This window comes from Pseudomonas sp. B12(2026) (assembly GCF_057767015.1).
The window spans coordinates 4,204,393-4,217,916 of sequence record NZ_CM173430.1 but is presented as its reverse complement, the minus strand read 5'-3'; the positions used below and the strand labels follow the sequence as shown (position 1 = coordinate 4,217,916).

The following is a 13,524-nucleotide window of genomic DNA, read 5'->3' as shown; positions in this document are numbered from 1 at the left end:
GGTCAGTTCCCTGTCTGCGCGGCTGCCAGGCCCGGGGCCTGCGCATCCTGTCCCTTGAGGAACGCCAGCATGTCCTGGGCGTTCACGCGGTAGTTGAGGTTGCCGCAATGGCCGCCGAGCGGGTAGAGCGTCAGGCGCTCGCCGAAGGTGCGGCGCAGGAAGCCGATGTCGCCGGGCCCCAGGATGACGTCGTCGGCGTTGTGCATCACGGCGACCTTCGGGCTGTCGTGCAGGTAGTCCTTCAGGGCGTAGAGGCTCACCTGCTGGACCAGTTGCGGCAGGCTGTTGCCGTTGCCGTGGGCGCGCCAGACGGGGATCAGCTGTTCGGTCATGTAGCAGTTGAAGTCGCATTGCATGGCGCGCTTGAAGAAGGGCTCCAGGCTGGTGCCTTCGCTGATCGGGTAGTCCGGCGGGGTGATCAGGCCGCGGCGGTTGATCAGGTCGGAGGTGAAGGCCATGTCGGCCGCCGAGAAGCGGAACACCGTGCCGATCAGCATGGCCATTTCTTCATTGCTCAGGCGCTGCCTGGACTGCTGCAGCTCGAAGACGAAGGCATCGTTGAGGTCGATGTAGCCCTTCTGCTTGAAGAAGCGCGACAGCCTGGCCAGCATCACCTGGTAGAAGGTCTTGGAGTCGTTGATGCCCTTGACCCGGGTCTGCACCAGCTTGTCCATGTTGCTGGTCGAGGTGTAGAGGTTCACCGGCGGGTTGAGCAGCAGCACGCGCTTGAAGTTGAAGCTGCGGCGGGTTTCGTCGAGCTGGCTGACGAAGGCGGCGTGCAGGGCGCCGAGGCTGTAGCCGGTGAGGTAGAACCCGCTGACCGGCAGCTCCGGATGCTGGGCGCGCACGGCCTGCATCACCCGGTAGAGGTCCTCGGCGTCGGTGGGGCTGAAGCCCGGCGTGGCGGACTGCGAGGCGGCGGCCATGAAGTCCCAGCTGCTCGGCGAGGAAATCTGCACCACGTGGTAGCCGGCGCCGTAGAACAGGCGCTTGAGGTACTCCGGCGTGCTGCTGGCGTAGTTCGCGCCGGTGCCGGCGATGATGAAGATCAGCGGCGCCTCGTGGCGCTGCCAGGCCAGGCGGTAGCGCAGCGCCCGTACCGACCAGAAGTTGGCCGGCAGCTGGTGCTCGCGCTCCGGACGCAGCCGCAGGGAGAAGTCGCGCTGGCGTATGTCGCGGTCATCGGGCAGGGGCGGGCGCAGGTCCGGCGGCGTCGTGGCGATGGTCGCCTCGAACGGGTTGGTCAGCGGAAAGCCGTAGCCCGCCTCGTCGACATCGCGGCTGAACGCCGGCCCGGCGAGTCCCAGGGCGAGACAGCCGAGCAGGACGGCCGCGCGGGAAAGACATTTCATGGCGAAAGAGTCCTTTCGGAAGGAAATCAACTCTGTTGAGGTCGGCCAATATGACCAGCGCATCGCCCACAAGTGCGATGGCCCGTCCTACCCCTTGAGCGCCAGGTCGCGCAGCGCATCGCCGGTCAGGCGGTAGACGGTCCATTCGTCCTGCGCCCGGGCGCCCAGGCTGCGATAGAAGCCGATGGCCGGCTCGTTCCAGTCCAGCACGGACCATTCCAGGCGTCCGCAGCCGCGCTCCACGGCCAGCCGCGCCAGTTCCGTGAGCAGCGCCTTGCCCAGCCCGGCGCCGCGGGCGGCGGGGCGCACGTACAGGTCTTCGAGGTAGATGCCCGGCTGGCTGAGCCAGGTGGAGTAGTTGTGGAAGAACAGCGCGAAGCCCTGCGGCTCGCCGTCCACCTCGCCGATCAGCACTTCGGCGTAGGGCCGTGGGCCGAACAGGTGGTCGTGCATGCGCTGGGCGTCGGCCTTGACCTCATGCACCAGCCGCTCGTAGTCGGCGAGTTCGGTGATCAGTTCGAGGATCAGCGGGATGTCGGCGGGAACGGCGGGGCGGTGCGTGACGCTTGGCATGGGGGATTCCTTGATGAGCGGGATGCCCGAGAATGCCCCGTGGCCGGCGCCGCTGGCAACCGCCCGATGCGGCGCGTCAGAGGCGCTCCAGGCGTTCCACCCAGACCAGCTCGCAGGCGCCGACGCCGGTGTCCTCGCGGCTCAGCGAGCTGACCCAGCGCCAGCCGTCGTCGCCCTCCACGCGCACCAGCTTGCCGCTCAGGCGGACGGTCTCGCCCGCGCTCACCTTCGCCAGCGCGCGCGCCACGCTGTCGTTGGCCGGGATCATGTGCATGTTGGCGGCGTGGGTTTCGAGCTCCCGCCGGGGGATCGGCAGCCTGTCCGCGTGCCAGTAGAACCAGCGGTTGCCCTGGCTGAAGCGGATATCGGCCAGCACCTGCGGGTCGGCCATCGGGCCCCAGCCCAGGGCGAGATCGGTGGGCGACAGGTCGGCCTCGCGGCCCAGGCGATAGTCCTCGCGCCCCAGCACCCGCGCCTCGATAGTGAAATCCTCCAGCGGATAGATGGCATAGCGCTCGACCCGGAAGCCGCCGTTGGGCAGCACCTGGCTCTGCGGGTGGGGCACGGGCTGGCGGTCGGTCGGCCACAGCCACCAGAAGCTGGTCGCCACGCAGACCAGCAGGAACAGGGTCGATCGCTTCATCGAAGGCTCCGTTGGTGCGCGAAGTCTACGCAGGAACCGGCGCCTCTTGCATCGGCCCTTGTGCTGGCTATGCTGTGCGCCGTTTTCTTGTCTCTGTAGCGGAGTTCTGGCGCCATGCCCCGTCGATTGCCCGTGATCCTGCTGCTGCTCGCCCTGGCGCTGTGGCTGGCCGCCAGCTACGGCGTGCGTTTCGGGCTGATGGAGGATGGCCGCTGGGTCGGGCTCTGCGCCGACGACGCCGGGCGCTGGGAGTGCGGCGTGCGTGCCCAGCTGGGCTGGCTGATCCACTTCGGCGTGTTCGGCCAACTGGCGCTGGGCCTGTCGGCGCTGGCCTTCCTGGTCCCCGGACGTGCCGGCTGGTGGCTGGCGGTGCTGGCGATGCTGGTCGGCCTGCCGGCGCTGGTGCTGTACAACGCCGGTCTTGCGGTGTTTGCCGTGGTGCTGGCCGGGCTGCGCCTGGTGCGCGCGCGGCGGCCCTGATTCAGCCGGCGCTCGCCGGTACGCCGCTGGCCAGCGGCTGGGGTTGCCGCAGTCCACGGCAGAGCGCCCCGAGCAGCAGCAGGCTGACCGCCGCCCAGCCCAGCGCCTGCAGGTTGTTCAGCCCCTCCAGCGCCAGTTGCGCGGGTAGGCCGAGGGCGATGACCAGCGCCAGCAGCAGCGCCTCGCGGCGCGGCGCGACGGCCGGGCGGAACAGGTAGACCAGCGCCGGGAACAGCAGCGCGGCGCTGGGGAAGCTGCGGTAGCGGGCGTCGAACACCAGCCCCAGCATCAGCACCGCACCGGCGAAGCCGGCCGCCGCCAGCCAGAGCCCGGCGCGGCGCTCCAGCCAGTCGAAGGCCGTTTCCCGCCAGCCGGCGCGAGCCGACAGGGCCAGGCTGAGGTGCAGCAGCACCAGCAGGTTCAGCCCGATCAGGCAGGCCGCCCACAGCCACTCGCCCCAGGAACGGCTGCTGACCACCGCCAGCTCCGTCCACAGCCCGATGCAGGCGCCGCCCAGCGCGGCGCCCAAGGGCAGCAGCAAGGCGGCGCGCGACGAGGCGGGACGGCCGGCGGCGAGCAGGCCGCCGAGGCCGATCAGCCCCGACAACCCCAGCCACAGCGGCCACGCCGGCAGGTTGCTGACCGGCCCGGCGAGCACGCCCTTTTCCCCGCGGTCGGCGCTGAACAGGCCCCAGTAGCCGCCCACCGCGCCTTCGCTCTGCCGCTTCCAGGGCTGGTCGAAGGCCTCGATCAGGTTGTAGTGCCAGCCGCGCGCTTCGGCCATGTGCACGAAACCGCGGATGAAGCGTGCCTCGTTGACCCGGCTGGGCAGGGCGGTCTCGCGCTGGCGGCCTTCGCTGGGCCAGCCGGTCTCGCCGATCAGGATGTCCTTGGGCGCGAACTCGCGGCCGAAGTCCTCGCGAACCTGCGCCACGTGGGCGAGGGCGTCGTCGATGCCGCGCGGATCGTCTTCCCAGTAGGGCAGCAGGTGGATGGTGATGAAGTCCACCGCCGGGGCGATCTCCGGGTGGCGGTGCCAGAACTCCCAGACGTCGGCGTAGGTCACCGGCTGGCGCACCTGCGATTTCACCTGGCGGATCAGCCCGGCGAGGTAGCTTCCGGTGACTTCCTTGCGCAGCAGGGTCTCGTTGCCGACGATCACCGCCCGGACCACGTCCGGGTATTCGTTGGCGGCCTTGATCAGCGCGGCGATCTCATGCCCGGTGTCCACCGGGTTGGCGTTGACCCAGGCGCCGAGCATCAGCTTCAGGCCGTGCTTGCGGGCCAGCGCCGGGATGCCTTCCAGGCCGGTCATGGAGTAGGTGCGCACGCAGTCGAAGCGCGTCGCCAGCAGCGCCAGGTCGGCGTCCATCTGCGCGGGGCGCAGGACGAAGGGCTGGTCGAAGGGCGACTGGTCCTTGGCGAAGGGGCTGTAGGAGGCGCATTGCAGCTTGTGCGTGGGCGTCGCCGCATCGGGCAGCTCCAGCGGCCTGCCGAGGCCGTACCAGAGCCCGCAGAGGGCGGCGACGGCGATCAGCAGGGCGAGGCAATAGGGCAGCAGCGCAAAACGCGGGGACTGGGACATGGAGGCGAAGGCACGCGAACCGTGGGTCGCGCATCTTAGCAACGCCGCCGGCCGCCGTCAGTGCCCCACGGGGCACTCAGGCGTGGCGGTGGATCCAGTGGTGCGCCGGCACGGCGCCTGCGTGGTCGCCCTGTTCGATGCGCTTCCAGAGCTTCTCGTGGAAGTGGAAGCCGACGGCGTTGCACAGCGGCTCGACGATCGCCAGCAGGCCGCCCACGGTGATGCTGCCGGTCAGGGCGTAGGCGACGCTGAAGGCGATGGTGAAGTGCATCAGGGTGAAGGTGACGGTCTTGAGCATGGCGGTCTCTCCAAGGTGAGAATGGTTCTCCGTTGAGAAGAGACTAGCTTTCCCCCGTTCCGCCGGGTAATCGGCTCTGTGCATGGGGGCGATAGATCGCCTTGCGTCGCTGTTGGGCAGGTGAGGTCGCGGACGCGCCGATCCTGTCGCGGATCGGACCGTTGCGTGTCGTTCTCAGAGCAGCCCTTGCGCGGCCCGCGCCGATCATGGAAGGGCGGCCAAGACCGCGATACGCGCCGGGCGCCCGCCCGGACGTCAACAATTACGGGGAGAAAACCATGCGAATGATGCGACGCCTGTTGGGCCTGGGCGCAGGCCTGGTGCTGTCGGCCGCGGCGGGAATGGCCGCCGCGGCGGCCAAGCCGGAAATCACCATCGGTTACGTCGACGGCTGGTCGGACAGCGTGGCCACCACGCACGTGGCCGCCGAGATCATGCGTGAGAAGCTCGGCTACCAGGTCAAGCTGATGCCGGTCGCGGCCGGGATCATGTGGCAGGGCGTGGCGCGCGGCAAGCTCGACGCCATGCTCTCGGCCTGGCTGCCGGTCACCCACGGCGCCTACTACGACAAGATGAAGGACAAGGTGGTCAACCTGGGCGTGAACTACCCGGGGGCGAAGATCGGCCTGATCGTGCCCGAGTACGTGAAAGCCAACAGCATCGACGACCTCAACGCGCAGAAGGCCGACTTCGACGGCCGCATCGTCGGCATCGACGCCGGCGCCGGGGTGATGCTCAAGACCGACCAGGCGATCAAGGACTACGGCCTGGACTACAAGCTGGTGGCCAGTTCCGGCAGCGGCATGATCGCCGAGCTGACCCGCGCGGAGAACGACAAGAAGGCCGTGGCGGTGACCGGCTGGATTCCGCACTGGATGTTCGCCAAGTGGAAGCTGAAGTTCCTCGAGGACCCGAAGAAGGTCTACGGCGACGAGGAACACGTCGACAGCGTCGCCAACCCGGCGCTGGAGAAGAAGGCACCCGAGGTCTGGGCCTTCCTGAAGAAATTCCAGTGGAAGGACGGCCAGGAAATCGGCGAGGTGATGCTCGCCGTGCAGGACGGCGAGAAGCCGGACGTGGCCGCCAGGAAGTGGGTGCAGGCGCATCCGGACCGCGTGAAAGAGTGGCTGTAAGCGTCTGATCCGCCCCTCGATCGACACAGGAAAATCCCCCGCGAAGCGCTGCCTTCGCGGGGGATTTTTTCATCGCGCAGCGTCTATTCCGGGCTTGTTCGCAGGGGAGGGCGAATCGCTACGACTAAAGTCGTCTGGAGCCCTTGCAGCGCTCACATAAATTAGGGATCGACGACATCCGCGTCATCCCCCGCTGTGAGGACAAGAACAAAATGAACGACAGCATCTACCAGCGGATTGATACCAATCCGCGCTTCAAAGAATTGGTGGCCAAGCGCGAGCGATTCGCCTGGCTGCTCTCCCTGCTCATGCTGGGCCTCTACGTGCTCTTCATCCTGCTGATCGCCTTCCAGCCGCAGTTGCTCGGCGCGAAGCTCAGTCCCGATTCGTCCGTTACCTGGGGCATCCCCATCGGTGTCGGGCTGATCGTCTCGGCCTTCGTGCTCACCGGCATCTACGTGCGCCGTGCCAACGGCGAGTTCGACCGCCTGAATCAGGAAGTCCTGAAGGAGATCCAGCAATGATCGCCCGCCTGTTCGCGGCCCTCGGCCTGGCCGCCTTCGCCCCCGCCCTCTGGGCCGACGCCCTGACCGGCGACGTGCAACGCCAGCCGATCAACGTCTCCGCGATCGTCATGTTCGTCGTCTTCGTCGGCATGACCCTGTGCATCACCTACTGGGCCTCCAAGCGCAGCAAGTCGGCCGCCGACTTCTACACCGCTGGCGGCAGCATCACCGGCTTCCAGAACGGCCTGGCGATCGCCGGCGACTACATGTCCGCCGCGTCCTTCCTCGGCATTTCCGCGCTGGTGTTCACCTCCGGCTACGACGGCCTGATCTACTCGATCGGCTTCCTGGTCGGCTGGCCGATCATCCTCTTCCTGATCGCCGAACGCCTGCGCAACCTGGGCAAGTACACCTTCGCTGACGTGGCGTCCTACCGCCTCAAGCAGAAGGACATCCGCACCCTGTCCGCCTGCGGCTCGCTGGTGGTTGTAGCCTTCTACCTGATCGCGCAGATGGTCGGCGCCGGCAAGCTGATCGAGCTGCTGTTCGGCCTGAACTATCACGTCGCCGTGGTCCTGGTCGGCATCCTGATGGTGCTCTACGTGCTGTTCGGCGGCATGCTCGCCACCACCTGGGTACAGATCATCAAGGCCGTGCTGCTGCTCTGCGGTGCCTCCTTCATGGCGATCATGGTGCTCAAGCACGTCAACTTCGACATCAGCGCGCTGTTCTCCGAAGCCATCAAGGTGCACCCGAAGGGCGAGGCGATCATGAGCCCCGGCGGCCTGGTGAAGGACCCGATCTCGGCCTTCTCCCTGGGCTTCGCGCTGATGTTCGGCACCGCTGGCCTGCCGCACATCCTGATGCGCTTCTTCACCGTCAGTGACGCCAAGGAAGCCCGCAAGTCGGTATTCTTCGCCACCGGCTTCATCGGCTACTTCTACATCCTGACCTTCATCATCGGCTTCGGCGCCATCGTGCTGGTGAGCACCAACCCGGCATTCAAGGACGCCTCCGGCGCCCTGCTGGGCGGCAACAACATGGCCGCGGTGCACCTGGCCAACGCCGTGGGCGGCAGCCTGTTCCTGGGCTTCATCTCCGCCGTGGCCTTCGCCACCATCCTCGCGGTGGTCGCCGGCCTGACCCTGGCCGGTGCCTCGGCCGTGTCCCACGACCTGTACGCCAGCGTGCTGAAGGGCGGCAAGGCCAACGAGAAGGACGAGCTGCGCGTATCGAAGATCACCACCGTCTGCCTGGGCGTGGTCGCGATCGTCCTCGGCGTGCTGTTCGAGAAGCAGAACATCGCCTTCATGGTCGGCCTGGCCTTCTCCATCGCCGCCAGCTGCAACTTCCCGGTGCTGCTGCTCTCCATGTACTGGAAGAAGCTGACCACCCGCGGCGCCATGATCGGCGGCTGGATGGGCCTGATCACCGCGGTGGTGCTGATGATCCTCGGCCCGACCATCTGGGTGCAGATCCTCGGCCACGAGAAGCCCGTCTACCCGTTCGAATACCCGGCGCTGTTCTCCATGGCCGTGGCCTTCATCGGTATCTGGTTCTTCTCCATCACCGACAAGTCGACTGCGGCCGACGAAGAGCGCGCGCGCTTCTTCCCGCAGTTCATCCGTTCGCAGACCGGCCTGGGTGCCAGTGGCGCAGTCGCCCACTGATCGCCTGAACCGAGCTGACCTGGGGGGCCGGGAGTGGAGACGCTCCCGGCCCCTCTGCTTTGAGACGGAGTTCATTGCATGTCCGACGATTTCAACTTCACTTCGCCACCCTTCGACCAGTTGCGCCCGCAGGAGCGCGAGCAACTGCTCGAAGCGCTGAGCGTGGGTTACTACACGGTCGACGAAGTGCTGCTCGAAGCCGGCGCGCCGGTGCCCTGCCTGTTCATCCTGCTCAAGGGCGTGATCGAGGAGCGCGGCGAGGACGGCAAGCTGTTCGCCCAGTACGCCACCGAAGACCTCTTCGATGTGCGCGGGCTGCTCTCCGGCAGCAGCAAGCACCGCTACCTGGCGGTGGAGGAGAGCATCGTCTACGAACTGCCGGCACAGGTCTTCCACCAGCTGTGCGCCGGCAATCCCGAGTTCGCCCGCTTCTTCCGCGCCGACCTTGCGAGCAAGCGCCAGCTGGAGCGCCGCGACGGGCAGAACCTCGCCGAATTCATCCTCACCCGCATCGCCCGCGAGCACCTGCTGCCGGCCATCGAGGTGGACGCCGGGCTGCCGCTGGGCGACGCCGCGCGCCTGCAGCTGGAACGCGGCGCCGATGCCCTGCTGGTGCGCGAGGACGGTGCGCTGGGGATCGTCACCCGCACCGACCTGATGGTCGCGCACTTCCGCAACGGCAGCGGCGAGGGCGAGCCCATCGGCCCGCTGGCGCACCGGCCGCTGGCCTGCGTCGAGCTGGGCGACTTCCTGTTCGACGCGATGATCCTGATGACCCGCCTGCGCATCGAGCGCGTGGCGGTCGCCGAGGCGGGCAAGGTGGTCGGGTTGCTGCACCTGACCCAGGTGCTCAGCCTGTTCTCCACCCATTCCCACGTGCTGGCGCTGCGCATCGCCCGCGCCGAAAGCGAGGCGGAGCTGCGCGCGGCGGCGGAAACCCTGCACACCCTGATCGCCACCCTGGCCGGCAACGGCATCCGCCTGTGCTTCATCATGCAACTGGTCAGCGCGCTCAACGAGCAACTGCTGGAGCGTCTCTTCGAACTGCAGATCCCGCCGGCGCTGCGCGGCAAGTGCTGCCTGATCGTGATGGGCAGCGAAGGCCGCGCCGAGCAGTTGCTCAAGACCGACCAGGACAACGCCCTGATCCTCGCCGACGACATGCCGGTGGAGCAGGGCCTGCAACTGATGCAGCGCTTCTCCGCGTCCCTGCTGGACTTCGGTTACCCGCCCTGTCCCGGCGGGGTCATGGCCAACCGCGCCGAGTGGTGCAAGCCGCTGTCCGAATGGCAGCACGAACTGAGCGAAGTGGCGCTGCCGATGCTGGGGCGTCCGGACCAGTTGATGCGCCTGTCGATCCTCGCCGATGCCTGGCCGGTGGCCGGCAACCTGCAACTGTTCGACGGCCTGCGCGAGAGCCTCGACGCCCTGGCCGGCGATGACAGCCGCTGGCTCAGCGACCTGGCGCTGCCGGCCCTGCAGTTCGACACGCCGCTGACCTTCCTCGGCCAGCTCAAGACCCAGGACGCGCACCTGGACGTCAAGCGCGGCGGCATCTTCCCCATCGTCCACGGCGCCCGCGCGCTGGCGCTGCGCGAAGGGCTGGAGGCGCGCGGCACCCTGGCGCGCCTGGCCGCGCTCAAGGCACTCGGCGTGCTGGACGAGTCGCTGGCGGACAATCTGGTCGAGTCCTTCGAGCTGTTCCTGCAGCTGCGCCTGCGCCAGCAGCTGGACGGCGAGCGCGACGGCCGCGTGCAGGGGCTCGACGTCTCGCGGCTGAGCCGCCACGAGCGCGACCTGCTGCGCTACGGCCTGCACGTGGTGAAGAAGTTCAAGCAGAGCCTGATCCGGCAATTCCATCTGGAGACCCGATGAACGCGTGCATACATCTTCCCGATCACCAGTGGTCCGCCTGGCGCCGCCGCCTGTACTGGTGGCGCCATGATCCGGCGGATGCCGAGGAACTGGTGTCGCTGGACCTGGAAACCACCAGCCTCGACCCGCGCAAGGCCGACATCCTCAGCATCGGCGCGGTGCGCATCCGGCACGGCAAGCTGATCCTCGGCGAGCGCCTGGAGCTGCTGGTGGAGCCGCCGCCGAGCCTGGACGGCGACTCCATCCGCATCCACAAGCTGCGCCGCGCCGACCTCGAAGGGCAGCTGCCGCTGGCGGAGGCCCTGCGCCGGGTGCAGGCGTTCGTCGGCGACCGCCCGCTGCTCGGCTATTACCTGTCCTTCGACGTCGCCGTGCTGCGCCGGCACCTGCGCGAGCAGCTCGGCGCGCGCCTGGACAATCCGCGGGTGGAGGTTTCCGAGCTGTACCACCGCAAGATGAGCCGGCGCTTCCCCGACCTGCACCTGGACCTGCGCTTCGACACCCTGGCGCGCCACCTGGACATCCCGGTGGAAGGCCGCCACACCGCGATCGGCGATGCGCGCACCGCCGCGCTGATGTTCCTGCGCCTGCGCAAGGGCTCGCTGCCGCGCGACCTGAACTGAGCCTCGCCGGCCCGTCGCGGCGCACCACCCTCCGCGGTACCGGGCGGGGAATGCTGGTGCTGTGCGTGACTTCACGCCCCCGGTGAGACCTGGGAACGTACCGCGGGGCCACAGGGTGACCCGTCGCACAGCCCCGCCGCTGACCACGTACTAACATTGCGGACCTTTTCCATCGTGGAGCCGAGCGGATGCCGGGTGTTGTGCTGGTCGCACTGGGAGTGTTGTGGTTGGTCGTCCAGTGCGGCATGGGATTGCTGCCGCTGGCCGCTGCCGGTTCGCTGGAACCGGTCAGCCAGCCCGAGCGCTTCTGGCAGTTCGCCTTCCTCGGCCCCTCCATTCCCCTGGCCATGGGGCTGTTCCTGCTGCGCTACCGCGTGCGCCGTTTCGCCGAGCTCAAGCACGAGAGCGTCAACTGCGCGGCTCACCTGCTGATCTGCGCCGGGGTGGCCCTGGTGCTCGGCAAACTCTGCTCGCTGCTGATCGGCTGATCGGCTGATCGGCTGATTCAAGAGCCTGCGACGGCGGTTTGCCGGGGGCATTCAGCGGCCTGATATGGCCGCCGGGGCGGTGGGCCTTGGTTACACTCGGTCCACTGTCCCGGACAACTCCCCCCGAACAAGAAAAGGCAAACCTCCCTATGCAAAACCGCATCATGATCACCGGCGCCGGTTCCGGCCTCGGCCGCGAAATCGCCCTGCGCTGGGCCCGCGAGGGCTGGAAGCTGGCCCTGGCCGACGTCAACGAGGCGGGCCTGGCGGAAACCCTCAAGCTGGTGCGCGCCGCCGGCGGCGACGGCTTCACCCAGCGCTGCGACGTGCGCGACTACAGCCAGCTGACCCAGCTGGCGCAGTCCTGCGAAGAGAAGTTCGGCGGCATCGACATCATCGTCAACAACGCCGGCGTGGCCTCGGGCGGCTTCTTCGGCGAGCTGTCGCTGGAGGACTGGGACTGGCAGATCTCGATCAACCTGATGGGCGTGGTCAAGGGCTGCAAGGCCTTCCTGCCGCTGCTGGAGCAGAGCAAGGGGCGGATCATCAACATCGCCTCCATGGCCGCGCTGATGCAGGGCCCGGCGATGAGCAACTACAACGTGGCCAAGGCCGGCGTGGTGGCGCTGTCCGAAAGCCTGCTGGCCGAGCTGAGCCTGGTGGACGTGAAGGTCCACGTGGTCTGCCCGTCGTTCTTCCAGACCAACCTGCTGGACTCCTTCCGCGGCCCCAGCCCGGAAATGAAGAGCCAGGTCGGCAAGCTGCTGGAGAGCTCGCCGATCAGCGCCGCCGACATCGCCGACTACATCCACCGGGAAGTCGCCCGCGACGCCTTCATGATCCTGCCCCACGAACAGGGCCGCATGGCCTGGCAGATCAAGCAGCAGAACCCGCAGGCGATCTACGACGAGATGGCGAAGATGGCGGAGAAGATGCAGGCCAAGCGCCGCAGCCTCGCCTGAGGCGCGGGCCGTTTCGCCTTCTTTCGGTGCGCCGGGAGACAGGGCTTGCCCAGACCGGTGCAAAGGGTTAGCTTTAGTCACCGGCCTGCCTGGCTGAAGAACGTTGGACCCCGGTGAAAGCCCCGCTCATTTTGCGGGGCTTTTGCTTTTCCGGGGCCGGCTTCCGGGGCCTGCCGCGCAACTGCGGGGCCGCGCGCTTTCCCGCGCGCGGGCGCTGTGCTAGAAGGCAGCGGTGTCAATGAGGGAGTACCAGCTTGCAGTCCGAATCCATCGTCTATGGTTGCATCCGCGACTGGCCCGGCGACTCGATGGAGCGCCGCCTGCGCCGCGCGGCCAACCGCAAGGTGCTCGACAGCCTGCCGGCGGGGGAGGCCTGGCCCTTCCTCGGCCGCGAGATGTTCAGCCGCTGCGAGCAGGAAGGCGCGGGGCTCTACCGGTCCCAGGTGATCCATTTCGGCGCCAGCTACCAGGCGGTCGAGTACGAGTGGAGCCTGTGGGTCGAACAGTTCGAGGCGCTGCTGCGCAGGCTGTACTGGGCCAGCGCGGTGGTTCACCTGGAAACCGAAGTCAACGGCAGCCACACCTTCCGCTGGGAGTCCGAGCGCGGTTTCCACAGCCCGCAGGAAGACGACCTGCGCGTGCGCTGCGCCTGGGAGCGCGAAGGCAACCTGCGCGGCTGAGCCGGCGCCTGCCGTGATGGAACAAGCCTGATGATCAATTACCTGTGGTTCGTCCTCGCTGCCTTCTGCGAGATCGCCGGCTGCTACGCCTTCTACCTCTGGCTGCGGCTGGACCGGAGCGTCCTGTGGATCGCCCCCGGCCTGCTCAGCCTGACGCTCTTCGCCCTGCTGCTGACCCGCGTCGAGGCCAGCTACGCCGGGCGCGCCTACGCGGCCTACGGCGGCATCTACGTCGCCGCCTCGCTGTTCTGGCTGGCCTTCGTGGAAAAGAGCCGCCCGCTGTGGAGCGACTGGGTCGGCGTGGCGCTCTGCGTGGCGGGGGCCAGCGTGGTGCTGTTCGGGCCGCGTTTCGCGCCCTGAATAGCAGGGGCGGGCCATGCAGCGCTTCCGCAGGGGGACGCTTTCGTAGGAGCGGACTTCGTCCGCGATGCTTTTGTCTTGTTCGGTGTTTCTGCGCCGCTTCGGCGTGCGCTGGGAGATTTTGTTTCGCCCCCTCGGGCGACCTACTTTGCCAAACGACGCAAAGTAGGCAAAAGTCTGTGCCCCTGCATCCGGTTTTTCGCTTAGGCGAAAAATTCCCTCGCTCCATCGAAGTTTCAGGGGCCCGCGTTGACGGGCCATCCCTGGCCCGACAACGCTCTCGCGGCATCCATGCC

The 13,524-nt window shown here is 67.7% G+C and carries 15 protein-coding genes; 10 read left to right on the top strand and 5 right to left on the bottom strand.

The window, feature by feature from the left end:
- Window positions 1–2: 2 nt before the first annotated feature.
- The 3 genes from mlaY to AC3B6A_RS19480 all read right to left on the bottom strand — a co-directional run bounded on the left by mlaY (window position 3) and on the right by AC3B6A_RS19480 (window position 2,568).
- Window positions 3–1,352 (bottom strand): lipid asymmetry maintenance lipase MlaY, encoded by a 1,350-nt coding sequence (gene mlaY / locus AC3B6A_RS19490; protein WP_488398753.1) that lies wholly within the window; start codon window positions 1,350–1,352, stop codon window positions 3–5.
- 87 nt (window positions 1,353–1,439) lie between these two features.
- Window positions 1,440–1,925, bottom strand: a complete 486-nt coding sequence (locus AC3B6A_RS19485) for a GNAT family N-acetyltransferase (RefSeq protein WP_488398752.1) — start codon at window positions 1,923–1,925, stop codon at window positions 1,440–1,442.
- Between the two features lie 76 nt (window positions 1,926–2,001).
- Complete coding sequence (locus AC3B6A_RS19480; RefSeq protein ID WP_488398751.1) at window positions 2,002–2,568, bottom strand: hypothetical protein; 567 nt, start codon at window positions 2,566–2,568, stop codon at window positions 2,002–2,004.
- Window positions 2,569–2,682: 114 nt separating this feature from the next.
- On the opposite strand from AC3B6A_RS19480, the gene AC3B6A_RS19475 reads away from it, so the two are divergent.
- The gene (locus AC3B6A_RS19475) at window positions 2,683–3,048 is read left to right on the top strand and encodes a hypothetical protein (RefSeq protein WP_488398750.1); all 366 of its coding nucleotides are present in this window, start codon (window positions 2,683–2,685) and stop codon (window positions 3,046–3,048) included.
- Window position 3,049: 1 nt separating this feature from the next.
- On the opposite strand, the gene AC3B6A_RS19470 is transcribed toward AC3B6A_RS19475, so the two are convergent.
- Together AC3B6A_RS19470 and AC3B6A_RS19465 are read right to left on the bottom strand one after the other, a co-directional pair.
- The gene (locus AC3B6A_RS19470) at window positions 3,050–4,633 is read right to left on the bottom strand and encodes a glycoside hydrolase family 17 protein (protein ID WP_488398749.1); all 1,584 of its coding nucleotides are present in this window, start codon (window positions 4,631–4,633) and stop codon (window positions 3,050–3,052) included.
- Between the two features lie 76 nt (window positions 4,634–4,709).
- A complete protein-coding gene (locus AC3B6A_RS19465; protein ID WP_488398748.1) occupies window positions 4,710–4,931 on the bottom strand; it encodes a DUF2061 domain-containing protein in 222 nt (73 codons plus the stop codon).
- Window positions 4,932–5,209: 278 nt separating this feature from the next.
- Here AC3B6A_RS19465 and AC3B6A_RS19460 point away from each other — a divergent pair, with 278 nt between their 5' ends.
- From AC3B6A_RS19460 to AC3B6A_RS19420, 9 genes are all read left to right on the top strand, one after another.
- A complete protein-coding gene (locus AC3B6A_RS19460) occupies window positions 5,210–6,064 on the top strand; it encodes a glycine betaine ABC transporter substrate-binding protein (RefSeq protein ID WP_488398747.1) in 855 nt (284 codons plus the stop codon).
- A gap of 212 nt (window positions 6,065–6,276) precedes the next feature.
- On the top strand, window positions 6,277–6,588 hold the full coding sequence (locus AC3B6A_RS19455; protein ID WP_488398746.1) for a DUF485 domain-containing protein: 312 nt from the start codon (window positions 6,277–6,279) through the stop codon (window positions 6,586–6,588).
- Complete coding sequence (locus AC3B6A_RS19450; protein ID WP_488398745.1) at window positions 6,585–8,240, top strand: cation acetate symporter; 1,656 nt, start codon at window positions 6,585–6,587, stop codon at window positions 8,238–8,240. The genes AC3B6A_RS19455 and AC3B6A_RS19450 overlap by 4 nt, the downstream gene beginning before the upstream one ends.
- Before the next feature lie 78 nt (window positions 8,241–8,318).
- Window positions 8,319–10,115, top strand: coding sequence for a DUF294 nucleotidyltransferase-like domain-containing protein (locus AC3B6A_RS19445; protein WP_488398744.1), 1,797 nt, complete (start codon window positions 8,319–8,321; stop codon window positions 10,113–10,115).
- Window positions 10,112–10,738 (top strand): 3'-5' exonuclease, encoded by a 627-nt coding sequence (locus AC3B6A_RS19440; RefSeq protein WP_488398743.1) that lies wholly within the window; start codon window positions 10,112–10,114, stop codon window positions 10,736–10,738. The genes AC3B6A_RS19445 and AC3B6A_RS19440 overlap by 4 nt, the downstream gene beginning before the upstream one ends.
- A gap of 188 nt (window positions 10,739–10,926) precedes the next feature.
- Window positions 10,927–11,226, top strand: a complete 300-nt coding sequence (locus AC3B6A_RS19435; RefSeq protein ID WP_488398742.1) for a hypothetical protein — start codon at window positions 10,927–10,929, stop codon at window positions 11,224–11,226.
- A gap of 149 nt (window positions 11,227–11,375) precedes the next feature.
- Complete coding sequence (locus AC3B6A_RS19430) at window positions 11,376–12,188, top strand: SDR family oxidoreductase (RefSeq protein ID WP_488398741.1); 813 nt, start codon at window positions 11,376–11,378, stop codon at window positions 12,186–12,188.
- A 254-nt stretch (window positions 12,189–12,442) separates the two neighbouring features.
- Window positions 12,443–12,868, top strand: a complete 426-nt coding sequence (locus AC3B6A_RS19425) for a hypothetical protein (RefSeq protein WP_488398740.1) — start codon at window positions 12,443–12,445, stop codon at window positions 12,866–12,868.
- A 30-nt stretch (window positions 12,869–12,898) separates the two neighbouring features.
- The gene (locus tag AC3B6A_RS19420; RefSeq protein ID WP_488398739.1) at window positions 12,899–13,228 is read left to right on the top strand and encodes a YnfA family protein; all 330 of its coding nucleotides are present in this window, start codon (window positions 12,899–12,901) and stop codon (window positions 13,226–13,228) included.
- Window positions 13,229–13,524: the final 296 nt, after the last annotated feature.

Bases quoted from the DNA above. Each gene is read 5' to 3' on its own strand.
- AC3B6A_RS19470 (WP_488398749.1), bottom strand. From the start codon at position 4,633: ATGTCCCAGTCCCCGCGTTTTGCGCTGCTGCCCTATTGCCTCGCCCTG.
- AC3B6A_RS19475 (WP_488398750.1), top strand. From the start codon at position 2,683: ATGCCCCGTCGATTGCCCGTGATCCTGCTGCTGCTCGCCCTGGCGCTG.
- AC3B6A_RS19435 (WP_488398742.1), top strand. From the start codon at position 10,927: ATGCCGGGTGTTGTGCTGGTCGCACTGGGAGTGTTGTGGTTGGTCGTC.
- AC3B6A_RS19440 (WP_488398743.1), top strand. From the start codon at position 10,112: ATGAACGCGTGCATACATCTTCCCGATCACCAGTGGTCCGCCTGGCGC.
- AC3B6A_RS19430 (WP_488398741.1), top strand. From the start codon at position 11,376: ATGCAAAACCGCATCATGATCACCGGCGCCGGTTCCGGCCTCGGCCGC.
- AC3B6A_RS19460 (WP_488398747.1), top strand. From the start codon at position 5,210: ATGCGAATGATGCGACGCCTGTTGGGCCTGGGCGCAGGCCTGGTGCTG.
- mlaY (WP_488398753.1), bottom strand. From the start codon at position 1,352: ATGAAATGTCTTTCCCGCGCGGCCGTCCTGCTCGGCTGTCTCGCCCTG.
- AC3B6A_RS19445 (WP_488398744.1), top strand. From the start codon at position 8,319: ATGTCCGACGATTTCAACTTCACTTCGCCACCCTTCGACCAGTTGCGC.
- AC3B6A_RS19455 (WP_488398746.1), top strand. From the start codon at position 6,277: ATGAACGACAGCATCTACCAGCGGATTGATACCAATCCGCGCTTCAAA.
- AC3B6A_RS19480 (WP_488398751.1), bottom strand. From the start codon at position 2,568: ATGAAGCGATCGACCCTGTTCCTGCTGGTCTGCGTGGCGACCAGCTTC.
- AC3B6A_RS19420 (WP_488398739.1), top strand. From the start codon at position 12,899: ATGATCAATTACCTGTGGTTCGTCCTCGCTGCCTTCTGCGAGATCGCC.
- AC3B6A_RS19450 (WP_488398745.1), top strand. From the start codon at position 6,585: ATGATCGCCCGCCTGTTCGCGGCCCTCGGCCTGGCCGCCTTCGCCCCC.
- AC3B6A_RS19465 (WP_488398748.1), bottom strand. From the start codon at position 4,931: ATGCTCAAGACCGTCACCTTCACCCTGATGCACTTCACCATCGCCTTC.
- AC3B6A_RS19485 (WP_488398752.1), bottom strand. From the start codon at position 1,925: ATGCCAAGCGTCACGCACCGCCCCGCCGTTCCCGCCGACATCCCGCTG.